The following is a 22948-nucleotide window of genomic DNA, read 5'->3' as shown; positions in this document are numbered from 1 at the left end:
GTGATAGAGCGGCCGGAGCCGGGAAAGGCGGTAGTCTATCTGTGATACCAAAAAAGTGATCTCAGCCGGCGGTGGTTTCTTTATGATGACAGAATTCAGAAAGAATATCGTATTGACAAATCAAAAGGAAAATTCTATTATATCAATAAGTGATATATTAGTTATTGATATAAGAAATGAGGTGACCACTTGCCAAAGCAGCGTTCACAGGAAATGGATCAGCTCACCGATCCAGCGTATTACATCGTCTTAACATTGCTAGAACCAAAACATGGATATTCCATCATGCAGGAAATAGAGGAGATGACCGACGATTCATTTGCTATCGGTCCGGCTACTCTATACACACTGTTAAAGAAATTACTTCAAGCAGGGGTCATTCAACTTGTAGACAACGACAACCCGCGCCGCAAAGTATACCAAACAACTCTGCACGGCCGAGAATTATTAAAAAAAGAAATTCAACGCAAAAGAGTGATGGCTGAGCACGGAGAGCTCGCTTTTCAACAATTGAAAGGGGATTAATATGAAACAAAGAAAATATATCATGTCCGATGGCTTGGCCTTTTCAGAAGAAAAAGATATGAAAAAACTCAGTGATATGGCCAGCAAAGGCTGGGTGCTCGACTCATTTGCATTTATGGGGTATAGGCTAAAAAAAGCCGATTCGAAGAATTTGACGTACAGTATTGATTATCAGGATATTGATGAAGACGGCTTTGAGGATTATATAGAAACGTTTGCAGCCGCAGGATGGGCACATATATGCTCTTACCACGGGATGCACATCTTCGCCGCTGAGCCGGGGACTTCTCCGATATATACTGATCGATCAACCCTGATTGAAAAGTATAAGAGAAGTGAAAAATCCGTTCGACATGTCACTATTACCTTGGTTTGCTTAACTCTTTTAACAGCAATGCTTCATTACATAACTGGCATATCAAAGTGGGTGCCTTTGATATGCTTTGTCGTGGCCTTACCGTTTATCCTTACATTTGTTGCGGCAATAGGAAGAATATTTGGAAAATGGGGAAAATCAGTGTGACTTCTTTTCGCACTTGACCGGTTTCCCACGAGGAATTTTTTTATTTTATGGTAGATCTATATAAATATTAGAATACAAAAAGAGCTAGGGTTTTATTATCCTAGCCCTTATTCTTATTATCTCTTCATTTGCGATTTGTCCTCTTCAGCATCTTCTCCTCAGCCCGATAAAAAAACATCTTCATCAGCGCCCGTTTTTTCGATCCGGGACACATAGCCCCGTGGGATCCCGAACGCCTTGGCGAACTCGTGCTGTGTTTTCTCTATCTTCAAAGCAAGGCCGAAGCGGCCGACGATGAATTGATCCGGCGCCGATTGATTTTATCAGGGAGTTCTTTATAAGGCTCTTGTTTAAAAACTTCAATATGTTCCGCCCGTCCTGCACTAGTTCTTATGAAATCAACAATCCCGCCAATAGGACGCAGCCGTGACAGAAAGCACCGTCGTCAAAAGCGTCCATGTTTGAAATGTCTCCTTCATAGTCAGTCCGAAAAATTCTTTTACCATCCAAAAGCCGGCATCGTTTACGTGGCAGGCAATCACGCTTCCCGCCCCGGTTGCCAGCACCATCAACCCTGGATTTACATCCCCCGCCGTCATGAGGGGAGCAGCCATTCCCGCAGTGGTCAGCGCCGCCACTGTGGCAGAGCCTAAACAAAGCCGGAGAACGGCAGCAATCATCCACGCAACTAAGAGAGGCGACATAGTTGTCCGGCTGAACAGATCGGCAACATAATCACCGCCGCCGCCGTCAATAAGCACCTGTTTAAACGCTCCGCCGCCTCCTATGATTAATAACATCATGGCAATTTGTGAAATCGACTGCGATAAAGATTCTCCAATTTCCTGCATCGAAATCTTGCGCGCATATCCCATTGTATAAATGGCAAGCAAAAGAGAAATCAGCATAGCGGTTCCCGGCGTACCGATAAATTCAATGATTTCTTTTCCTTTCGAATCTCCTTTAAATACGAAAGAAAAAATAGTTGCGACAGCCATAAAGATAACCGGAAATAATGAGGTGACCACACTGATGCCAAATCCCGGTGTTTCCTCAAGCTGAAATGTCTTTCTCGGCCCTAAAGCCGATAAATTTCCGCTCTTTTGATACGCATTCGGAAACCTCTTCATCGCGAAATAACGGACCAGCGATCACAGCCGTCGGAATTGCGATGATGATACCGAGCAGCAGCACTTGCCCGATATTCTCGCCATAAGCGACAGAGATAGCGGTAGGAGCCGGATGCGGAGGCAGGAATCCGTGAGTAACGAGCCGAAAGAAAACGCTTTCGTAGAATATCAAAAAAATATTTTATGATTATATGATTGTCACTTGTTGGTTAACTGTTATTTACATACTAATCTCCTAAGGAATTAATGTCAACTGATTTTTGGAAAACTCTTGTGGATAACAAAATGATAAGTTGATAAAATGTTGATTATATTTTGGTTATATGTTATGTTTTTATCAGTTTGATCTATCCATTGTCTTGTAAATCGAAACAATGGATCAAGGGCGGAAAAAAACCGAACCTTTGATTTCTTGAGCAAGATCAAAAATGATGAAGGAGAGAGTATACAACATGCCATTATTACGTTTCGATCTAATCGAAGGCCGCGATGAAAAAGCATTAAAAACATTGTTAGATACCGCCCACTGCGCGATGGTAGAAGCGTTTAACGTTCCGGAGAGAGACCGCTATCAAATTGTACATCAGCACCCGGCGAATGAGCTCATTATCCAGGATACAGGCTTGGGGTTGAATAGATCTAAAGATTTGGTTGTGATCAGCATCACCAGTAAAACAAGAACGAAGAGCCAAAAAGAGAAATTGTACGCTTTGCTGGCTGAAAAGCTTGAAGCGGAATGCGGTATTTCCCCAGAAGATGTAATGGTGTCCATTACCGAAAATGGTGATGCCGATTGGAGTTTCGGGCTTGGCGAAGCGCAGTTTTTAACTGGAAAGCTGTAAGCCCTCGAAAGGAATTTACCGGGGGCTTAAAAGAGACGCTTCCATCCTTTGTAAAAATTTACAGCTGCGATTAGAACCCTTTTTCTTTTCAGGGTTCTTTTTTTACGTTCACTTGCTTTTCGCTGGGGAAATGGGGGGGCTCTGTGATTTACAACATGCCGGTATTATTTTTGGCATGATGCCTTTGTCCTGGATCGTTTTCTCATCACCCGTGACCTTTTAAGGAACATATTATTGGTTGATCAAAGGTGGAAATGGATCTATGTCATTGTAGATTTTTAATGGAATGAAGAGCTATTCGTTGTGAGCTGCTGACGGGAAGTCAGCGGCTTTTCGCCCTCTATAAATTTCTTCTGTTTCTCCTTCTCAGCCTGTCAGCGTGCTTCACAATCCGGGGAAGATCCAGCGCTCCTATGCGATTTTGCGACCGGATTTTCCCTTCTTCGAATCAAGGGCCGAAGGTGACTTTTTCTAGCTCCAGGCCCGAGCTGTATGTGCCGATGACGTCTTTGTTTACCGGTTTTAAGACTAAAGGTTAATGTTGGAGGGTGAAGCTGAAAAATATAAACAAAATATTAATGAAATAACACGATTTCATTAACAAATGTAAGTTACGATCATAGATAACTAATAGCTTGTTGGAGATAGAATGAAGAGCAAGGGGGATATGATGTAAATGAAATTACCAAGGATGAGGAAGCATTTATTGGTGGCTGTATGTTCTCTGGCACTCTTGCAAAGTTCCCTGAGTGTAGGCAATGCGGGCGCAACAGCTAAAGCAAAAACAGTAGCCCCGCCGACGCCGCCCCCTGCAGGATATTTCGCAGATCATTACAAAAATAACAGCTCTGCTAATATTACAGTGAATTCTAATCCGGTGATCGGGGTACTTTCCGGATTTAATAAGCTTTGGACTCCCGGAAGTACCTGGAATAGCGGTACCAAACTGAACAGCAGCGTGTTGGATGCCAACATTCAAAAAGTTGTTGACATTGCTGAACGCCGTACTTTTAGTGAGGAAAATGCTGCATATTTTGATGATCGCAGGAATCAGAGCTACAGTGTGATTGACGGTCTTGGTCCGCTTACCGATGTATATCGGATGAATGCGGGAGCCACGACAACGATCAACAGTATCCCGGCAGATGCCTTGATTAAAAAATATGATGATAAAGGAACCAATGCAGGCAGTACGGGTTCTCATCTTGGAAACATCGTGGGCTTGGTCAATACTTTACGAGGTACTTATTCTTCAGCAAACCCGGCTAAGGGATACTTTAATTATCCCCGTCCGTTTCGCTGGAAAAGCAATTCAGTCATTGTACCAACCCTTGTTCCCGCTATAAATCCTGATCCTAGCAAAGATGGAGGGTTTCCCAGCGGACATACGAATGCCGCATATCTCAGCGCTTTTGCTATGGCCTATGCCATCCCGGAGCGTTATCAGGAACTGCTTACCAGGGCTTCGGAACTCGGCCATAACCGTATTGTTGCCGGGATGCATTCCCCGCTTGATGTAATGGGAGGACGTGTAATGGGAACCGCATTGGCGGCCGCTATCCTATCTGATCCAGCCAATGAAAGGTTGAAAAAGGCTGCTTATGCTGAAGCCCGCAGCAAGTTGTTAACGCAAACCGGGACAGCGGAAGACCGGTTCAGCGATTATCACGCGAATAAAAAACAATATATCCAACGACTGACATATGGATTTGGCCAAATTCATCGGCCAACTAAACCGATGGCGGTTCCTAAGAGAGCTGAAGTCTTGCTGGAAACACGTTTTCCATACCTTGACAACACGCAGCGCCGGTGGATTTTAGCCACTACCGGTCTTCCTTCCGGCTATCCTGTTCTTGATGATGCTGAAGGGTGGGGACGGCTTGATCTCTTTTCCGCCGCCGATGGGTATGGCGCTTTTGCCAAAGATGTTACCGTGACCATGGATTCTTCCAAAGGCGGCTTCCATGCGTTGGATCGCTGGCGCAACGATATCTCCGGTACTGGAAAGCTGACAAAAAAAGGGACAGGTGCTTTAAAGCTGGAGGGGAACAATACATATTCCGGCGGTACGCGGATTGATCAGGGAACACTTGAAGGCGACTCGAAGACAGCCTTTGGGAGAGGCGATGTTTCAAACAACGGAGGCACCCTGAAAGAAGAAGTGTCAGGAAAACTGATCATCGGGGGAGACTACAAACAATCTGCCAAGGGTATACTTGAGCTCAATCTTCGCGGTAAACAAGATCTGCTCAACATTAAGGGCAAGGCAAAAATGAAAGGGACATTGCGTCTCCGTTTTTCGGACCATTACGTACCGGCTGATGGGTCCACGATCATCACCTATCATAAGCGTCATGGCTCATTTTCCTCAATCGAGACCGTGGGGTTGCCAAGCAAGTACAAAGTGAAATTAATCTATAAGTCCAACAGTATCCAATTAAAAGTCAAAGCAAAATAAGTTTGCGTCCCAAGCACCTGCTATCCTAAAAAAGAGCAGGTGATCATGGTGTGTTGCCGAGGAGTTCACTCCATAAAGAATATGTTTTCAAGCTGGTGGTTATTGCCACCAGCTTGTTTTATGATTATCGGTGCTCATGATGATTGATGATGCCGGTGACAGGCTGACGGATCGCCTGAAAACCCAAAGCCCTTGATTAAAAAATAGTCGGCACCATTCCGCCATCCATACGGATTGGAGAACCTTTAAATGCGGATGCATAAGGACTGCATACAAATGCAGCCAGCCTGCCTATTTCAAAGGGCTTAATAAATCGCTGTATTTCAGATTGGGGCAGGTTTGCCTCCATAAATTCTTTCTCTTTTTCTGAAAAAGTCATCTTTTCATTAGGATACAAACCCTCAATGATTTGCTGCACATTTTCAGAGAGTGTCGGTCCTGGCATGATCGTATTGACTGTCACTTCTGTTCCTTTTGTTAATTTAGATAAACTTTTTGATAATGATAATAGCATTGATTTTGTCATACAATACTGAGGCATTTGTCCTGAAGGCATAATGGCTTCTTCACTCGCGATAAAGATAATGCGGCCATCATTATTCTTCAGCATTTTAGGTAAATAATATTTAGACAAGCCGTTTGCGGCAAGAACATTAGTGCGAAAGTATTTTTCCCATACTTCATCGTCAACGTCTTCATATTTCATCATTTCATAAATACCCATATTGTTAACTAAAATATCAATGGCAGGGTATTTTTCAAATAAAGCTTCTCTCTGCTTCATATCCACAATATCGGCTGCGGCATTTTGAGGAGAGGTAGCAGGGAAATCCGCTTTTATTTCATTGACAGTGCGTTCTACCTCTTCACTATTTCGTCCATTAATCAGGACATGGACACCTTCTTTGGCAAGTTCAATGGCAATTGCTTTGCCTATGCCTTTCGTTGATCCTGTGACTAAAGCTGTTTTATTGCGTAATCCCATATCCATCATCAATTTCTCCTTTTGATTATGATTTATCCTTCTTTAAATATAGTGTTGGCAAATTATTGTAGGACAAAGTCAATTGATCGGGTTTGTACCTAAATGTTCAGTGCGCCAATTTGAAGGAGTATCGCCTTCCCAAAGGCGGAAGGCCCGGTAGAATGAGTTCTGGTCTTCATATCCAATCAGAAAGGCCACTTCTTTAATATCGAGCGAGGGGTCTGCCAAGTACTCTCGTGCCTGCTCATGCCGGACTTGTGTCAACAGGTGCTTGGAACTCGTGCCTTCGTCGGTAAGCCGGCGCTGTAAGGTGCGATCGCTCATCCCCAACTCGCTTGCGACAGTCTGAATGTCGGGACGTCCTGCTGTCAGGCTCCGTTTCATGATCCATTTGACCATCTCGGTGATTGAGAGGCTGTGTTTCTGCTCATCCAGCGATTGGTCCAGCGCGGGAGTTAGAATCTCCAGCAGCTCTGCGTTGTACGAGACAAAGGGGCGGTCCAGATCTCCTCGATGCAGCGTCAACCGGTTACAATTGGCACCAATCCGGATACGGCAGCCGAAGTAAGCTTCAAGCGCCTGTACGTCGCCCATTGAGTGCGAAAATTCGACGAGCCTCGCCGTCAAAGGTTGACCTGTGCCCCGGCGGCCAAGCTCCAGAAGAAATGCCAGTGTGATACCAACCAGCATCGGCGGACCGGCTTGCTCGGTATTCAACCATTCCAGTTCGATTGTACAGTGCTCGCCTTCCTCGGTGATGCGCAAGCTTTCGGGAGGGCACAGTTGTTTGTACCGGGCCATTCTTTTTAGAGCGTCGCGGTAGTCACGAGCATGGTAAGTCGCTAAGACGGCCGGCGGATAATGTGCTGTTTCAAAGGCGGTCACAAGCTCGATGATTCCTTTGGCCGTGTCATCGATGAGATCTGAATAAGCCTGCCAGATCGCGAAATATTGGGTGGTGGTGACAACTGGTTCAGTGATAATGGTGAGCGGCAGCCGTGCTTTTCGAACCACATCATGGGCGGCAATCCCTAACTGGCGCAAGCCTGTCCAAAATCCTGCCGGGATTTTAATACGAGCATGAGACGTCATACATATGAGCCCTCCTTTTGCTTTTTGTTGTGAGTGCGTTCCACCATGTTGACGGGACAGTTTTAACTTTACCTATCCAATGTCGCTCTGTAACTAGCAAAAGGCGACATTTTACTTGCCGATTACGCCGGATATGTCTGTCAGGAACACTAAGGCGGCAACAACCAGCTTCTACCGCTATATTCGGTGCATCTATTCTATCATTATCTATTCATATAGGTTCGCCCATCTTAACTAAAGATGTCGTTAATCAAACAAGACCTTTTGTTTAATACTGATTGTAGAAGTCCAATCCCGTGTTCGGTCATGATTGCAAGCAATTCGGTCGGTTGACTTCTGCATTTAGTCTACCATTGACACTGCTTGCTTATTAAGTTAAATAAACTTGATTCCATTCACTCCTCTTATTTTCCATCGAAATGAATCTTTAATATTTCTTTGTTACATCACTTAAGAAAAAGGCAATCGATAACAAGAGGAATACCCATAGAGGATATTTCTGGATGGAAGAGGGAAAGGGGAGTTGTGTGTGTGAGACTGCCGAAACAGCATCCCATACTTAGTATCAGATCAAAGTGACATGGTTATGACTTTTAGACTGGATCACTCTGTTTTTTTCTTTGTTTAATAAAAAATACACATAAAATACAAACAAAACAAAAATAATAGTGTTGATTTATTTTTGTTTTGGGATTAATCTAGACTTGCAGGCTACAATACACATTCCTCAAGATGTGAAAGGTAAGGTGAGAGCGGAATGAATCATGTATACGTCTCTGTTGATATAGGTGCTTCCAGCGGACGACTCATACTCTCCAGCATGGAGGAGGGAAAACTGCAGCTGCAAGAGGTTCATAGGTTCGCCAATGGCTTCACCAACCACCATGGAAAATGTGTTTGGGACATAGACCACTTGTTGACGGAGACAATTAAAGGACTGGCGATTGTAAAATCTCGTGGGCATAACAGTTGTATGGTAGGAATTGATACGTGGGCAGTTGATTATCTCCTTCTTGGCGATGGTGGAAAGCGCTTGCAAGAAGCCGTTTCTTATCGGGATTCACGTACGGCGGAAACGATGGGAAAGGTGTTCAACAGAATTTCGCAGGAAGAAATTTACCGCAAGACAGGCATCCAGTTTCTTCAATTCAACACGTTGTATCAATTGTATGAAGAAGAAAAAGATAAGCTTGCACAAACCAAGCAAATTCTCTTAATTCCCGACTATCTGAATTACCGGCTTACCGGAAAAGCAGTTAATGAGGTAACAAACGCCTCGACAACGCAACTCTTTAATTTGCAAACAAAAACATATGACGAGGAACTGTTAAAGGTTATCGGCTTAAAGCCGGATCAGTTTCCTGAGATTGTGGAGCCAGGCACATTCATCGGTAAGTTGGATCCAACCTTGTTCCCTTCTTACGACCTTCCTGATTGCGACGTGTATACTGTAGCTTCCCACGATACGGCATCGGCTGTTGTCGGAACCCCCGGAGATGGAAACAATTGGGCTTTCCTTAGCAGTGGCACCTGGTCTTTGATCGGGATTGAATCGGTATATCCAATTGTAACCGAAGCGGCTTTCAAGGAAGCTTTTACGAACGAAGCCGGAATGAACGGTACGACGCGTTTTCTCAAAAATATCATCGGTATGTGGGTGATGCAGGAAATCCGGAAAATACTGCCGCAAGATTACAATTTTGATAGATTCGTTGCTGAAGCGAAAAAGGAAAAGCCATTTCAGCAATTTGTTAATTTCAATGAAGACCGCTTTTTGAATCCACACAATATGGTCGCTGAGATACAAGCATACTGCGCCAGAACAAATCAGAAGGTTCCGGAAACGGCGGGTGAGCTTGCGGGATGTGTTTACTCGAATCTGGCCATTATTTATGCCATTGTTTTGAACAAGCTTACTGAGCTGACAGGCAAATCCATTGAAACCGTTCATATTGTCGGGGGCGGGGCAAAAAACGCTTATCTAAACCAGCTGACCGCTGATGTAAGTGGAAAAACCGTCTATGCAGGACCTGCAGAGGCAACGGCGATAGGCAATGTGCTGGTGCAGATGATGGCGGCTGGCGAGGTGGCAACGCTCGAGGAAGCAAGACGGCTCATCCGGAGTTCATTTGAAATCGGCAAGTTTGAGCCTCGGGCTCTGGAGCGCGAAAAACTGATAAAACAATTTAAGGAGGTAACAAATGATGAGTACGTTGATTAATCAAAACTATCAGCAGGCAAAAGAGTTGTATGCGTCTCATGGAATTGACACAGAGGAAGTGATCAAGAAGTTAGCGGATGTCAAAATCTCAATGCATTGTTGGCAAGGTGATGATGTACGCGGTTTTATGAATCAAGACCAAGAATTGACCGGCGGGATCTCTGTTACAGGCAACTATCCAGGGGCGGCGACCACTCCAGAAGAGCTGCGGCAGGATCTGGAAAAGGCATTCTCGCTTATTCCCGGAAAGCATAAGCTGAATCTGCATGCGATTTACATGGATACAGAAGAAAAAGTTGATCTTCATGAAATCGAACCCCGTCATTTTGAAAAATGGGTATCTTGGGCAAAAGAACAGGGATTGGGGCTTGACTTTAATCCAACATGTTTTTCACATTCGAAATCGGCCGATGGGTTTACATTGAGCCACCCAAATCCGGACATTCGTTCATTCTGGATTGAACACTGCAAGCGGGCCAGAAAAGTAGGGGAATACTTCGGAAAAGAAACGGGGCAAACATGTATTACAAACGTCTGGATTCCTGACGGATTCAAGGATGTCCCGGTAGACCGTTTGGGGCCTCGGAAGCGTCTTGAATCGGCACTGGATGAAGTGTTCGCTGAAAAAATTGATGAACGCTATAATCTGGATGCCGTAGAAAGCAAGCTGTTTGGGATCGGTTCCGAAAGCTATGTGGTCGGTTCGCATGAATTTTATATGGGATATGGTTTAACCCGCAACAAGATGATTTGCCTGGATGCTGGACACTTCCACCCAACAGAGGTCGTATCCAACAAACTTTCTGCTTTGTCTCTATTCGCTAGCGGGATGCTGCTGCATGTGAGCCGTCCTGTACGCTGGGACAGCGACCATGTTGTTACGCTGGATGACGAACTGCTTGAAATCGCACGTGAACTTATCACACATGATCTGCTGTTCAAGACGGCGATCGGCCTTGATTTTTTTGATGCAAGTATTAACCGGATTGCCGCATGGGTTATCGGAACACAGAACATGCAAAAAGCGTTGCTGCGCTCTATGCTTGAACCGGCCGATCAGTTGAAGCAGATGGAGCTTGCGGGTGATTATACATCGCGTCTCGCGCTGCGTGAAGAATTGAAAATGTATCCGTTTGGCGCGGTATGGGATTACTTCTGCGAGCAGCAAGGTGTCCCAGTGCGTGGGCAATGGCTACAGGAAGTTAAACGGTATGAAGAAAGCGTATTGAAACAGAGAGCGATTTGAAGGGGGATTTAGGGTTATGCTGCTGGATATTTTAACTGCACCATTTATGAAAGAAATGACGAAAACCACCTCTAACTTGTACCGTTTGGGTTGGGATGAACGAAATGGGGGAAACATCAGTTATTTGCTGAGCGAAGAAGAACTGGCTCCATATCTTGATCTAAACAGCGTGAGACGGGTTGTTCCAATGAAATTTGACGCTTCCGCTCTGGCAGGACGTTATTTTATCGTAACCGGGTCAGGAAAGTACTTTAAAAACGTGATTGATACGCCTGCCCTGAATGTTGGAATCATCCGTATTGCCAAAGACGGCTGCGCTTACGAACTATTGTGGGGCCTTGAAGACGGCGGACTGGCAACAAGCGAGCTTCCGACTCACTTGATGAACCATGCGAAGCGTTTGTCTGTTGACCCAACTCACCGCGTAATTATTCATTGTCATGCTACCCATTTGATTGCGATGACATTTACGCATGATCTTGATGAAGTAAAGTTTACACGCACGTTGTGGCGAATGTGCACGGAATGCCTTGTGGTGTTTCCGGAAGGTGTCGGAGTCATTCCTTGGATGGTGCCTGGTACGGATTCGATCGGGAAGGCAACTGCCGAGAAAATGGCCGATATGCGCATTGTCCTATGGCCTCATCATGGCATCTTCGGGGCAGGGCCAACAATGGATGATACGTTCGGCTTAATCGAGACCGCTGAAAAAGGGGCTGAAGTATATACAGCCGTTTGCTCCCAGGGCGGTATTAAACAAACCATTACAGACCGCCAGCTTCAGGACTTGGCGGACGCATTTCAAGTTACGCCCCGCGCAGGAGTTTTAAATGTTTAATTCATTTTGACAGGAGGAATGCCGTTTGATCCGCACAGCGAGTATCATGTATCTTTTTCCGGAACATTATGATGAATATGCGAAGCGTCATGATGAATTGTGGCCTGAAATGAAGAAGGAACTGAAGGCTCATGGCGCACATAACTACAGTATCTTTCTGGACGAACAGTCCGGTCAGCTGTTTGCTTACTTGGAAATTGAGGACAAAGACAAATGGATGCAAATCTCTGATACGGCAATCTGCCGTAAATGGTGGGATTACATGGCGCCGTTAATGAAGACGAATGTGGACAACAGCCCGGTTTCGACAGATTTAAAACAGGTATTTTATTTGCGGTAATTTATTTTCCGTGTTCCCGCTTCGTTTCGGGAACACATCTCTAGCGAATAACAATTATTCCTGAAAGGGGAAAGAATCATGTCCGAATCATCGAAAGGCAGTTTGAAATCGACGATCACTGTCGCTATGTCGAATTTTTTGGAAGCCGGTTCGATCGTTGCTGGAGCTGGCGGACTGTCGCTATGGGTCAATTATTTGCACTTGTCCGATTATAAAGTAGGCCTCCTTGGAGCTCTCAGCGCCAACGGATTTGGTGCGGCAGTCGGAGCATTGATCGGCGGGGCGCTGGTAGACAAATACGGCCGGAAATTCATTTACAAGTATGATCTGATTGTCTATATGCTGGGTGTTCTGCTTATTGCATGTTCATTTAATTTCCCAATGCTTTTAATTGGTTATGTCATTACGGGTATTGCCGTTGGTGCGGGTATTCCGGCGGCATGGACTTATATTGCAGAGGAAGCTCCGGACGGTGAAAGGGCAGCACGCGTAGGATGGGGACAATTGGCATGGTCAGTAGGACCGGCGATTGCTCTGTTTCTGTCTGTGTTTCTTGCTCCGCTCAATCTGCTGGGCAGCCGCATCATTTTCTTGTTACTATTTGTAATCGCTTTAATTACCTGGATCATGCAACAGCAAATCAACGAGTCCAAGATATGGTCAGAAGAAAAAGCGCGTGAACAAGCAGGCAAATTAAAAGGCAATGTGGAGTCAAGCGGCATTAAAGAGCTGTTTACGGTTAAAGCAAACTTGAAAGCGCTCGTTTTGCTTGTGGGAATTTATTTTTTCTGGAACCTTGTAGCAGGAACAATGGGATATTTCATGCCGTTTATTTATGAAACCGTCGGCGGACTTTCAGCCGCACAGGCCAACTTGCTGCAGGGAACTCTCTGGATATTTACGGTGCTGTCGACATACATTATTTTTATAAAGCTGGGTGACAAGGTAAACCGGAAGCTTCTGTTCTCAATTGGAGCGATCATGGGGGTGGCAGCCTGGGCTGTACTTGTATTCGGCGGCATGGGCATAACAGAACTTTGGCTGTTTGTCTTCCTTTGGGGGGTGGCAGCCGGCTTCGGAGCGCAAGCTTTTTACGGTTTGTGGTCTAGTGAATTATTTCATACCCGCTATCGCGCCAAAGCGCAAGGCTTCATGTTTTTCCTCGTCCGCATCGGCGTGGGTCTGATTTCTCTCGTCGTTCCGGTTATGATTTCGCAGCTAGGCTTCAAAACTTCCGGACTGATTATGATTGGTTTTCTGGTTTTGCATTTCATCATCGGGGTACTTATGGCTCCTGAAACACGTGGAAAATCGTTGAAGAACATTCAACAGGAACGCTATGGAATGGATGCTGCCGGTATCGAAAACTGAACAAATACTGCTCTGATAAGTTCATAGGGTTCAAGCTGTAGTGCTTATAGATAGATAAACCAGGTTGCCGTAGGATTGTATTCGTTTGAAATCTGGCGTTCTTATTTCAAAATGTCACCGACATCATTCATCGAGATGTTTTCCCCCATGTTTAGACAAAGCCAAAACGGCCGGCGCTGTGCGGTTGGTGTCAAGACTAAAGCTTTTTCTCTAATACTTTGCTATTTTGAAATAACTAGAAAAGACGTACTGTTTGTCAATTGCGATTTATGGTTTTAAATAGCTATAAGTCAATAACAAACTAGAAAGGCGGATAAAAATGACTACAAGTAGAACATTCTATGTTCCATCCGTTAATTTAATAGGTCAAGGATGTCTTCAAGAAATGGGAAATTTCGTCCAGGCAGCTGGGTATAAAAAAGCATTTGTCGTTACGGATAAAGTTTTGGTGAAAACGGGAATTGCGCAAAAGGTGCTGGATGTTCTGGATGGCATCAATGTCTCTTATAGCCTGTTTGATGAAGTAGAGCCGAATCCGACAAGCGCTATCGTGCATCGCGGTCTTGAAATGCTCAATAAGTCGGCCAGTGACGTTATTTTGTCGATTGGCGGCGGTTCTCCCCAGGACTGTGCGAAAGCGATCGGGATTATCAAAACAAACGGGGGGCATATCTGCGATTATGAAGGGCTGCATAAATCAGTCCACCGTTCGTTTCCGGTTATCGCGGTTAATACGACTGCCGGCACTTCAAGTGAACTAACGATTAATTATGTAATTACAGATGAAGAGCGGCAGGTTAAGATGGTTATGGTCGACAAAAACAGCTTGGTACAGTTGTCGGTTAATGATCCAGCCCTTATGGTCAATAAGCCAAAAGAGCTGACTGCGGCGACGGGAATGGACGCGCTTACCCATGCGATTGAATCGATTGTTACACCCGGCAGTTATGCGGTAACCGAAACACTGGCACTAGGAGCCGTTGAGCTGATTTTCGAATATCTGCCCCGCGCCGTAAAGAACGGTCAGGACATAGAAGCGCGTGAGCAGATGGTGCATGCTATTTTCCTTGCTGGACTGGCGTTTAATAACGCAGGATTGGGCTTTGTCCATTCTATGGCTCACCAGTTGGGCGGAGTATATAACATGCCGCATGGCGTCTGCAATGCAATGCTTTTGCCGATCGTCGAAAGAGAGAATGCCAAATATGTTCCGCATAAATTTCGGAAAATAGCCAAAACAATTGGAGCGGACGTGAAGGCGCTTAGCGATGAGGAGTGTGCGGAATATGTTATTATGCAAATTGAACGCTTATCGGAGGAAGTCGGTATCCCTAAAACACTGTCTGAAATTGGATTGACAGATGTTGATTTGGATAAACTGGCGGAAAACAGTTTACTGGACGCATGCGCACCGGGAAATCCGTTTATGCCAACCAAAGAAGAAACGATCAAAATGTTTGAACAAATCCTATGATATGATCAGATATTAAGGCGCTAATGAAACAGCGTACTAATTTATGAGCAAACAGATCCCCACTCCTGCTAGATGGAGGCAGCCTTCGGCCCTTGGTATATATTTGTCTGGGAGTTAGAAAAAAGGCTGGTACGGTAAGGAAGCTGCCTTTTATAGAAAATATCCTGAGTTGATGCACCGTGAATCAGCATGTAAGAGGAAAAACAAGAAGTTTGATATGCTGCTGGATAGAGGAAGTATCGAGTGGATAGCCATGATGGTTACCCAAACACGCAGAATTGCTCAAGGATGATGATGAAAGCCTTGATATAGCGAAAAAGTCGGTTTTAGATGAACAAAAAATGGAGAGTTTAAAACAACATCTGTGAAACGATGGAAGAGAGAGGCCGTTGCAATTTTTCTTTCATCAAAAAAGAGAGATGAAAAACCTGCTCGTCGTAGGTAGCTGAACATTATGAGTCATATAGATGAAAAATGAATGATAAGTTTAAACGAACGCAAATATCGAGAGAGCCAGCGGCCGCTAATCCTTTGCACATTGATGTTGTGCAGCTGATTGTCGGCCGCTTTAATGATTCGGCGGATGCTTCAGTTGGGAAATGACCGAAAGATGAAATTTATCACAAAAATTGATTGTAAAAATGAAGAAGTCAAAGTACACTAGATGATAATGATAATCATTTACAACATGGAGATTGAACTTTTAATAAGCCATGCACTATATATACTAGGAGTGAAGAGCCTTGTGCAGGAATGAAGTGTTTGATGTAACCGTTATCGGCGGAGGTCCGGCCGGATTATATTCCGCCTTTTACAGCGGACTGCGGGGAATGAAAACAAAGATTATTGAATATCAGCCGATGCTCGGCGGAAAGGTTCACGTTTATCCGGAAAAAATGATCTGGGACGTCGGAGGGCAAACGCCGATTCCTGGAGCAAAGCTGATTGAACAGATGGTGCAGCAGGGGTTAACGTTTGATCCTGAAGTGCTGCTGAATGAGAAAGTCGAATCGATTGCCCGCAATGAAGAAGGGCTGTTTGAATTACATACGGCTGCCTCAGGGGTGCATCTGTCCAAGACGGTCATCGTTGCCGTGGGCGGCGGCATCCTCAATCCGCAAAAGCTTCAGATTGAAGGGGCAGAGCGATTTGAAGTGTCCAATCTGAATTATACGGTCAAGTCACTGCAGCATTTTAAAGATAAAACAGTCATTGTATCAGGCGGCGGCAATTCGGCTGTCGATTGGGCCAACGAGCTCGAGCCTGTCGCGAAGAAGGTCTACCTCGCTTACCGCAAAGAAGCGCTCAGCGGGCATGAGGCCCAGGTGGATCAGCTTCTGAACAGTTCGGCGAGCTGCTTCTTCCATACACAGATTACCAAGCTGATCGCTTCGGAAGATCATGAGGTGATCGAACGGGTCGAGCTCACGAACGTTCAAACCGGTGAGGTGATGGAGCTGCCTGTGGATGAGGTCATTATTAACCACGGATATGAACGTGACATATCGCTGCTGGAGAACAGCCGGCTGGATATTGCCCGGGTTGACGACTATTTTATCGCGGGTACCGCCAACTGCCAATCTTCCGTGCCAGGGCTGTATGCGGCGGGAGATATCCTGCATTACGAAGGCAAGCTGCACCTGATCGCCGGAGCGTTTCAGGATGCCGCAAACGCGGTGAACAGCGCCAAGCGCTTTATTGATCCCGAAGCGCACAAAAGCGCGATGGTGTCATCGCATAACGAGGTTTTCAAAGAACGCAACCGCGAGCTTGTGAAGAAGATGTTCGGGTAGCTAAAAAGAAACATTCAAATAAAAAACGCAAATCGAAAGGGCGTTCCCGGCTCTGATATTTCAGGCTGCGGAACGCTTTTTGTTGATAAGAAAATTCATTCAGCATTTAATATCCCGGATAATCTGTAAATAGAAAGAACATGGAACAGATGAAAAGCAGGCGGGGAAGTATGCCGTGCGAACTCGATGCCGTATCCTCATGAATGAGATGCGAAGAGGAAAGAAGTTTCATTTATCAGTGTAAAAATAAAAGACTTGCTATACTTGCTTATGTAACAAGTCTTTTTAAAGATTTAGTTTCAGTTCTGTGTAGTCTAAATGCATAAATTGCCCCAATAAAAAATGCTTATGAACTTGAACCTTCACGGGCTATTCACCTTGGAGACCCTATGATTGGTGTTTCTTCAAATACAAAACCCGGAGTGCTGCTTACATTTTATTGATCTCTTGTTCCGGCTTAATCAAAATGGCAGGTTCTCTTCTAACTTTAGCTGCCAGTAAACCTATTAAAAATCCAATTAAACCTGTAGTAATCCATCCTGCTCCATTTTCAAATAACGGGATAAACCTAAAAATGCTATTGATTGCTTTTGTTAAAACGTTCACTTCCTTCAGGGCATCGGGGATTGCGGCAAATCCTACACCAATTACGGTTGCTATATAAACTGATCTATGACCGTTAAACAAATTATTTATGAAGATTAATACAATCAAGGCAATCGCTATAGGATAGAGTAATAAAAGGATTGGAAATGTAAATGTCAGTATTGTATTGAGGCCAAAGTTTGTAATTACAACACCTATAATAGAAAATATGATCAGCCATTTCTTATACGAGACCGAAGGGACAACCCTTTCGAAATATTCAGATGCAGCTGCTAAACAGGCAACATTGGTTGTAATCCCCGTTAAAAAAATAACGGTTCCAATCATGTAGATTCCAAACGGACCAAATAGAGTAATCGCGCTTTGCGCTAACACTTCGCCGCCATTTTCTTTAAAACCAATCGCATCCACACTAGAAGCTCCTATCCATGCCATCGAGATTTGCAAAGCGACTAAACCAGTAATTGTAATCATCCCCGCCTTAATAAATAGCCTGGACACTTCCTTTTCACAACGAATACCTAAGGAATTGATACTTTTAATGAATATCCCTCCAAAAACAAAAGCTGCGAGAACATCCATTGTATAATATCCTTCAGTTACTCCTTTTAAAAATACTCCACTCATATATTCCTTTTGAGGATCACCAATATTCCCCAAGGGGGTCATGATCGATTTTGCAATTAAAATGATTAACAATGTTGAAAAAATGGGCGTGATAATCTTGCCTAGCCGGTCTACAAACTTTGTTGTATTCCACGAGAGAATAATGGTTAAAAAAATAAATACGAAAGAGAAAATAAACAAATAAATACTTGTATTCGTTTGTATTAACGGATTTATAGCGATTTCATATAAGACAGAGGTTGTCCGCGGAATCACGTAAATAGGACCAAGCATAAGGAAGAGCATGAATACGAATATTGATGCAAAAAGCGGATGTACTCTTCCTGCAAGTTTTTCGACGGTTCCTCCTGCACGGGTTAAAGCAATAATTGCCAGCAGAACCAGCCCAACCCCGGTGATTAAAAATCCACCCATTGCAATCCAGGTATTTGTTCCTGCCTGTTGACCTAACATCGGAGCAAATATGACATTTCCCGCACCTAAAAACATGGAAAAAAGCATCAACCCGATTGCAAGAACCTGTGAAAAAGGCAGGTTTTTCTTCATTTTAGATTCAAAATATTGACAAAATGATGTATTTTCAACAATAGGGCGCCCCTTCATGTATACTGAGTTCATAATGACAATATTTTGAAAGGGGTAATAAAATGAAAATCAGTTTGAAGAAAAATGCAGGTGGCTGGAAGAAGGCAGCGTTTTCATCACTTATTTTCACCATGTTTTTTACCCTGATGATGAGCGAAACGGTTCTTGCGGCGGGACTGAATAAGGAGCAAAAACGCCGGGCGGAACAGCTGACCAGCATCTTTGAAAACGGAACAACGGAAATCCAATACGGATATGTGGAACCATTGGATGATGGAAGAGGCTATACATGCGGACGGGCAGGTTTTACAACGGCTACAGGGGATGCATTGGAAGTAGTGGAAGTATACACAAAGGCAGTCCCGAATAACAAACTGAAAAAATACCTGCCTGAACTGCGCCGTCTGGCCAAAGAAGAAAGCGACGACATCAGCAACCTCAAGGGGTTTGCTTCCGCCTGGAAGTCGCTTGGAAATGATAAGGACTTCCGCGCTGCTCAAGACGCGGTAAATGACAGGCTGTATTATCAGCCTGCCATGAAACGATCCGATACTGCCGGACTGAAAACGGCACTGGCAAGAGCTGTGATGTACGATACAGTGATTCAGCATGGCGACGGTGATGATCCTGATTCCTTTTATTCCTTGATCAAACGCACGAACAAAAAAGCGGGCGGCTCACCTAAAGACGGAATAGATGAGAAGAAATGGTTAAATAAATTCTTGGACGTGCGCTATGATGACCTGATGAATCCGGCAGATCCCGACACCCGAGATGTGTGGAGAGAATCGGTTGCCCGTGTGGATGTGTTTCGCTCTATCGTCAAATCAAACAACTACAATCTAAACGGACCGATTCAAGTTCATTCAAAAGAATACGGTAATTTCGTCATCAAATAAGCAGCAAGTGAAAAGAAACCGGCTTCACCCTTTGCCGCTTTCAGCCGGAATACACTTAAACCCCGCCATGTTATTTTGGCGGGGTTTAAGGGCGTATGAACCGATGGAGCCTTCCATTTCGAATTTATTCAGCCTGTTGAACTTTAAAGGAGAGGTAATCAGTTGATTTTTTCTCTGTCATTTGTAAATGTGCGCGATCTCTATAGGCCGAATGTGAGATCAGGCCTTTCCCGCTCACTTCCCCTTTGCCCGCTTTCGCTTCCCCTTCTTTGCTCTTGGCCAGTTGTGACGCATAACATGTTGGGTCATTGTTTTAAAAATGACCGCCCATTGGTTTTCGTTGAGTGTTCCAATAGGTTTTTCATTGTTGATTTTTAGATTTTTTCTTAAATGCTTCATTTGAAGCGGAGTAAAAATCCCTCGCAAAGCAAAATCGAAGGGGGCTTGCGGCTTCTTTAGCGCATATTCGGCAAGCCCAAAAAAAGTAATGTAATGTTTATGTGATATAGGAGCTTCTTTTTTCCGTGTAATTCTGACCATTGCCGAATCCACTTTTGGAGGGGGAGAAAAATTATCTTTCGATATTTCTCTGACAATGCTAATATCAAACCACATTCTCCAAGCTAAAATAGGAGTTTTTAATAAATTTTGATGTGAATCGTTTTGCAGCCCCTTTTTCCATTACGATGATCCCTTTTTGAAATCCGCTTGCAGGATTGTTTAAGAGCATTTTCATTATGGGGGTTGTTATGGCATAAGGAATATTAGAGATAACAACAAATTTTTCGTTTGGTAAATGAATTTTCATAATATCTTGATGAATAATTTTAGTATTTGAATTCTGTGCTGTTTTACGTTTGAGTATCTCAACAAATGTAGAATCGTTTTCTACTGCCAATACCTTTCCAGCTTTTTGACTTAACGCGGTTGTCAAAGCACCTTATTCCAGCTCCTAACTCTAAAACCGTATCTTTAATATCTATATTTGCTTGATACACAATTTCACGAATCAACTTTTTATTATACATCAAATGTTGCCCGGAAAAATTGGGGGATTCCCCGCAGCTTAACTTTTTTCCACGGCACTTATAAACTTTTTTCGCCATGTTTTCTCTTCCTCCCAAAATAAAAAATCACAGGCGGCAGGCGGATCTGCCTGTGATTCAGAGTAAAGGGAAGAAGGTCCATCCTTAAGGAATACCCGGGGTATTTTCCATAACCAAATAAACCTTCCTTAGCCGTGAAAGGTAAATGATCAAATAAAAAAAGAAAGGCAGAACGATCCGCCTTTCTACAAGTTGCATACTCTTTCTATGCAAAAATGAAGATTATTAAAAAAGGACAGACTGATCCCGTTTACTCTGTATACACAAACAGAGCCTTTGAACGTATTGAATTACTGGTTCAAAGTTGGGAAACGAAGTCTCATCGAGTGTGTCATTTTTTAATAATCCTCCTGAAAAGTTCAAAATATAATATTAATATTAGGGTGTTATATGGAAAAAGTCAACGATTGCTTCTTCCTTGCTTTATTTTTAACAAAAAAGCTTGTCGATGAAGCCGTTTTTTACGGCTAATCGACAAGCAGAGAACAAGAACTGTTCAGGGCCCTGTTCTTTTTATGCTTTATCATCATCCATCCTATCCTCCAAATAACGATATAACGTTGTTTTGCTGATTCCTGTCTCTGCAGTAATTTGGGCAATGCTGTATTTTTTGCTTTGATACATGTCCAAGGCACGTCTGACATTATGATCCGGTTTTCTCGGCCTGCCCCCGGTCTTTCCCTTCAGTTTTGCTTCGTAGATCCCTGTTTTGGTACTTTCACTTAATACATCATGCTGGAAATCCCCAACCTTCTCCATTAGTTTAAAAAATATTTTTCCTTTGTCGGTTGAAGTATCTACCTGATCAATGATTGAGATAAAATCAACATTTTTTTGCTGCATCATCTGAACCAAGTCAATTAAATGCCGGGTTGAGTCAGCGATCACAGCTTGTAAACAATTACTTGATCTCCGCTGCGAAGGGTATGGAATAAATGTTCTAGTTCCGAGCGGTTTTTTGCTGAACTTGTCTGTTCTCTATAGATTTTGTCACATCCGTATTTTTCAAGGATATTTAATTGCAGTTTTAGGTCTCAAAGAAATGTGCTGTAAGTCATTATACTTAGAGGAAGCCGGGTTACACGCTGCGTATTCGAAAACCAGAGTGATTTGAACACCTCATGTTTAAGGGACCCGATACAGACATCAATCTGCACGTATTCAGTATGGGGGCGTCTGAGATTGATCGCATGTTACGCTTCCGTGATTGGCTACGGAACAACAATTCCGACCGGGATAACTACGCACGCGTCAAATGTGACTTGGCCAAGCGTAAATGGCGACACGTTCAACACTATGCAGATGCCAAAGACTCGATAGTCCGGGAAATCATGAAACGAGCAAACACAGAGAGTAAAAGCTTTAATTTACCGATTCGTATAATCAGGCTTTAAGCAAATAAAATAATTTAATAGAATAAAGGTCACGGAAATGATCAAACTTTTTCAGGGGACTTTTCAAGAATTGATCCATTTAGATGTACGCTATTTTCAATATCAATCAGAGATTTAAGCATTGAGCATGCTTTCGAATATGTCGAACTTTGGATCGAACAAGAGTGAAATCATTCATTTTGTCAGAGCCCTTATTCATAAATAGGGGGGAAGGGTAAGCCGATTAAAAAACAAACGAAGAAGAAAGAGGCCAGAATGCAGATCCGGCCCCTTTTTTATTTAAACCAGCCTTTTTCCTTTGAACGGGTAATGGCTTCTATTCGATTTTTCACTTCAAGCTTTTCAAGAATCATTGAGATATAATTTCGCACAGTCCCGCTTTTGATGCTGAGTTCCTGGGCGATTTCTTTTGTGTTTTTTCCGTCAGCCACAAGTTCGAGCACTTCTTTTTCTCTATCTGTGAGAGGGTTGGCCTCGCTGTACATATCCTCCATCAACTCAGGTGCGTAGATGCGCTTTCCGTTCATGACACTGCGGATGGCGCTTGCGAGCTCTTCGCTCGGGCTGTCCTTTAACAAATAGCCTTTAACGCCGGCTTTAATAGCTCGCTGAAAGTAGCCAGGGCGGGCAAAAGTGGTTAAGATGATGATGTTACAGCCTGTATCCTTTAATTCCTCAGCAGCTTCAAGCCCCGTCTTTCCCGGCATTTCAATATCCATAATGCATACATCAGGCTGATGTTTTTTTGTAAAATCAACGGCATCCTGTCCGGTTGTTCCTTTGCCGACGACTTCCATATCATCTTCTAAATTCAGAAGCGATCCTAAAGCGCCCAAGAGCATCTGCTGATCTTCCGCAATAAATATTCTAATCATGTAAGCCATCCTTTTTGT

The 22948-nt window shown here is 43.8% G+C and carries 18 protein-coding genes and 4 pseudogenes; 13 read left to right on the top strand and 9 right to left on the bottom strand.

Annotated features, from left to right (window positions below):
* Positions 1-189: 189 nt before the first annotated feature.
* Positions 190-525, top strand: coding sequence for a PadR family transcriptional regulator (locus R5H20_RS15930; protein WP_006637713.1), 336 nt, complete (start codon positions 190-192; stop codon positions 523-525).
* A 1-nt stretch (position 526) separates the two neighbouring features.
* A complete protein-coding gene (locus R5H20_RS15925; protein WP_006637712.1) occupies positions 527-1048 on the top strand; it encodes a DUF2812 domain-containing protein in 522 nt (173 codons plus the stop codon).
* A 124-nt stretch (positions 1049-1172) separates the two neighbouring features.
* Here R5H20_RS15925 and R5H20_RS23625 read toward each other — a convergent pair.
* Together R5H20_RS23625 and R5H20_RS15920 are read right to left on the bottom strand one after the other, a co-directional pair.
* A pseudogene (locus tag R5H20_RS23625) lies at positions 1173-1350 on the bottom strand (sigma factor-like helix-turn-helix DNA-binding protein); the annotation flags it as partial.
* 96 nt (positions 1351-1446) lie between these two features.
* Positions 1447-2350, bottom strand: a pseudogene (locus tag R5H20_RS15920) (gluconate:H+ symporter).
* A gap of 280 nt (positions 2351-2630) precedes the next feature.
* On the opposite strand from R5H20_RS15920, the gene R5H20_RS15915 reads away from it, so the two are divergent.
* Together R5H20_RS15915 and R5H20_RS15910 are read left to right on the top strand one after the other, a co-directional pair.
* Positions 2631-3020, top strand: a complete 390-nt coding sequence (locus R5H20_RS15915; protein ID WP_006637709.1) for a tautomerase family protein — start codon at positions 2631-2633, stop codon at positions 3018-3020.
* 676 nt (positions 3021-3696) lie between these two features.
* Positions 3697-5478 carry an acid phosphatase gene (locus R5H20_RS15910; RefSeq protein WP_006637708.1) on the top strand — a complete coding sequence of 594 codons (1782 nt, stop codon included), beginning with the start codon at positions 3697-3699 and terminating at the stop codon, positions 5476-5478.
* Between the two features lie 196 nt (positions 5479-5674).
* Here the strand turns inward: R5H20_RS15910 and R5H20_RS15905 are convergent, their stop codons facing one another.
* Positions 5675-6469, bottom strand: coding sequence for an SDR family NAD(P)-dependent oxidoreductase (locus R5H20_RS15905; RefSeq protein WP_006637707.1), 795 nt, complete (start codon positions 6467-6469; stop codon positions 5675-5677).
* A gap of 72 nt (positions 6470-6541) precedes the next feature.
* A complete protein-coding gene (locus R5H20_RS15900; RefSeq protein ID WP_006637706.1) occupies positions 6542-7555 on the bottom strand; it encodes an AraC family transcriptional regulator in 1014 nt (337 codons plus the stop codon).
* A gap of 757 nt (positions 7556-8312) precedes the next feature.
* Between R5H20_RS15900 and rhaB the strand changes: the two genes are divergently transcribed.
* The 7 genes from rhaB to R5H20_RS15865 all read left to right on the top strand — a co-directional run bounded on the left by rhaB (position 8313) and on the right by R5H20_RS15865 (position 16838).
* Positions 8313-9776: a rhamnulokinase gene (gene rhaB, locus R5H20_RS15895; RefSeq protein ID WP_040348201.1), complete on the top strand. Its 1464-nt coding sequence runs from the start codon at positions 8313-8315 to the stop codon at positions 9774-9776.
* Positions 9760-11022, top strand: coding sequence for an L-rhamnose isomerase (gene rhaA, locus R5H20_RS15890; RefSeq protein ID WP_006637704.1), 1263 nt, complete (start codon positions 9760-9762; stop codon positions 11020-11022). Before rhaB ends, rhaA begins: the two co-directional genes overlap by 17 nt.
* A 16-nt stretch (positions 11023-11038) precedes the next feature.
* Entirely contained in the window at positions 11039-11860 is an 822-nt protein-coding gene (rhaD, locus tag R5H20_RS15885) for a rhamnulose-1-phosphate aldolase (protein WP_006637703.1), read from the top strand.
* 25 nt (positions 11861-11885) lie between these two features.
* Entirely contained in the window at positions 11886-12200 is a 315-nt protein-coding gene (gene rhaM, locus R5H20_RS15880) for an L-rhamnose mutarotase (protein WP_006637702.1), read from the top strand.
* A 78-nt stretch (positions 12201-12278) separates the two neighbouring features.
* Positions 12279-13571, top strand: a complete 1293-nt coding sequence (locus tag R5H20_RS15875; RefSeq protein ID WP_006637701.1) for an MFS transporter — start codon at positions 12279-12281, stop codon at positions 13569-13571.
* Between the two features lie 319 nt (positions 13572-13890).
* A complete protein-coding gene (locus tag R5H20_RS15870) occupies positions 13891-15045 on the top strand; it encodes an iron-containing alcohol dehydrogenase (protein WP_029419297.1) in 1155 nt (384 codons plus the stop codon).
* Positions 15046-15788: 743 nt separating this feature from the next.
* Positions 15789-16838, top strand: a complete 1050-nt coding sequence (locus R5H20_RS15865; RefSeq protein WP_006637699.1) for an NAD(P)/FAD-dependent oxidoreductase — start codon at positions 15789-15791, stop codon at positions 16836-16838.
* A gap of 429 nt (positions 16839-17267) precedes the next feature.
* Here R5H20_RS15865 and brnQ read toward each other — a convergent pair whose 3' ends face one another.
* Positions 17268-18617 carry a branched-chain amino acid transport system II carrier protein gene (brnQ, locus tag R5H20_RS15860; protein ID WP_029419298.1) on the bottom strand — a complete coding sequence of 450 codons (1350 nt, stop codon included), beginning with the start codon at positions 18615-18617 and terminating at the stop codon, positions 17268-17270.
* 101 nt (positions 18618-18718) lie between these two features.
* Here brnQ and csn point away from each other — a divergent pair, with 101 nt between their 5' ends.
* Positions 18719-19555: a chitosanase gene (csn, locus tag R5H20_RS15855; protein WP_006637697.1), complete on the top strand. Its 837-nt coding sequence runs from the start codon at positions 18719-18721 to the stop codon at positions 19553-19555.
* Positions 19556-19789: 234 nt separating this feature from the next.
* Here the strand turns inward: csn and erm are convergent.
* From erm to R5H20_RS15840, 3 genes and pseudogenes are all read right to left on the bottom strand, one after another.
* Positions 19790-20661: pseudogene (gene erm, locus R5H20_RS15850) on the bottom strand (23S ribosomal RNA methyltransferase Erm).
* A 513-nt stretch (positions 20662-21174) separates the two neighbouring features.
* A complete protein-coding gene (locus R5H20_RS15845) occupies positions 21175-21507 on the bottom strand; it encodes a helix-turn-helix domain-containing protein (protein WP_236835319.1) in 333 nt (110 codons plus the stop codon).
* Positions 21508-21545: 38 nt separating this feature from the next.
* A complete protein-coding gene (locus tag R5H20_RS15840; RefSeq protein WP_254726493.1) occupies positions 21546-21647 on the bottom strand; it encodes a recombinase family protein in 102 nt (33 codons plus the stop codon).
* A gap of 90 nt (positions 21648-21737) precedes the next feature.
* Between R5H20_RS15840 and R5H20_RS15835 the strand changes: the two are divergent.
* Positions 21738-22055, top strand: a pseudogene (locus R5H20_RS15835) (GrpB family protein); the annotation flags it as partial.
* A gap of 275 nt (positions 22056-22330) precedes the next feature.
* Here R5H20_RS15835 and desR read toward each other — a convergent pair.
* Positions 22331-22930: a two-component system response regulator DesR gene (desR, locus tag R5H20_RS15830; RefSeq protein ID WP_006637695.1), complete on the bottom strand. Its 600-nt coding sequence runs from the start codon at positions 22928-22930 to the stop codon at positions 22331-22333.
* Between the last annotated feature and the right edge of the window lie 18 nt (positions 22931-22948).

It is taken from the genome of Bacillus sp. KICET-3 (genome assembly GCF_033261025.1).
Lineage (GTDB): Bacteria > Bacillota > Bacilli > Bacillales > Bacillaceae > Bacillus > Bacillus sonorensis.
Note: the sequence above shows the minus strand (reverse complement) of the source record. Positions and strands in the feature narration are given on the sequence as shown.

Excerpts from the sequence above, each read along its gene's own strand:
- R5H20_RS15845 (WP_236835319.1), bottom strand. The coding sequence starts at position 21,507 with ATGATGCAGCAAAAAAATGTTGATTTTATCTCAATCATTGATCAGGTA.
- R5H20_RS15905 (WP_006637707.1), bottom strand. The coding sequence starts at position 6,469 with ATGGATATGGGATTACGCAATAAAACAGCTTTAGTCACAGGATCAACG.
- brnQ (WP_029419298.1), bottom strand. The coding sequence starts at position 18,617 with ATGAAGAAAAACCTGCCTTTTTCACAGGTTCTTGCAATCGGGTTGATG.
- R5H20_RS15910 (WP_006637708.1), top strand. The coding sequence starts at position 3,697 with ATGAAATTACCAAGGATGAGGAAGCATTTATTGGTGGCTGTATGTTCT.
- csn (WP_006637697.1), top strand. The coding sequence starts at position 18,719 with ATGAAAATCAGTTTGAAGAAAAATGCAGGTGGCTGGAAGAAGGCAGCG.
- rhaA (WP_006637704.1), top strand. The coding sequence starts at position 9,760 with ATGAGTACGTTGATTAATCAAAACTATCAGCAGGCAAAAGAGTTGTAT.
- desR (WP_006637695.1), bottom strand. The coding sequence starts at position 22,930 with ATGATTAGAATATTTATTGCGGAAGATCAGCAGATGCTCTTGGGCGCT.
- R5H20_RS15870 (WP_029419297.1), top strand. The coding sequence starts at position 13,891 with ATGACTACAAGTAGAACATTCTATGTTCCATCCGTTAATTTAATAGGT.
- R5H20_RS15900 (WP_006637706.1), bottom strand. The coding sequence starts at position 7,555 with ATGACGTCTCATGCTCGTATTAAAATCCCGGCAGGATTTTGGACAGGC.
- rhaD (WP_006637703.1), top strand. The coding sequence starts at position 11,039 with ATGCTGCTGGATATTTTAACTGCACCATTTATGAAAGAAATGACGAAA.
- R5H20_RS15915 (WP_006637709.1), top strand. The coding sequence starts at position 2,631 with ATGCCATTATTACGTTTCGATCTAATCGAAGGCCGCGATGAAAAAGCA.
- rhaB (WP_040348201.1), top strand. The coding sequence starts at position 8,313 with ATGAATCATGTATACGTCTCTGTTGATATAGGTGCTTCCAGCGGACGA.
- R5H20_RS15925 (WP_006637712.1), top strand. The coding sequence starts at position 527 with ATGAAACAAAGAAAATATATCATGTCCGATGGCTTGGCCTTTTCAGAA.
- R5H20_RS15875 (WP_006637701.1), top strand. The coding sequence starts at position 12,279 with ATGTCCGAATCATCGAAAGGCAGTTTGAAATCGACGATCACTGTCGCT.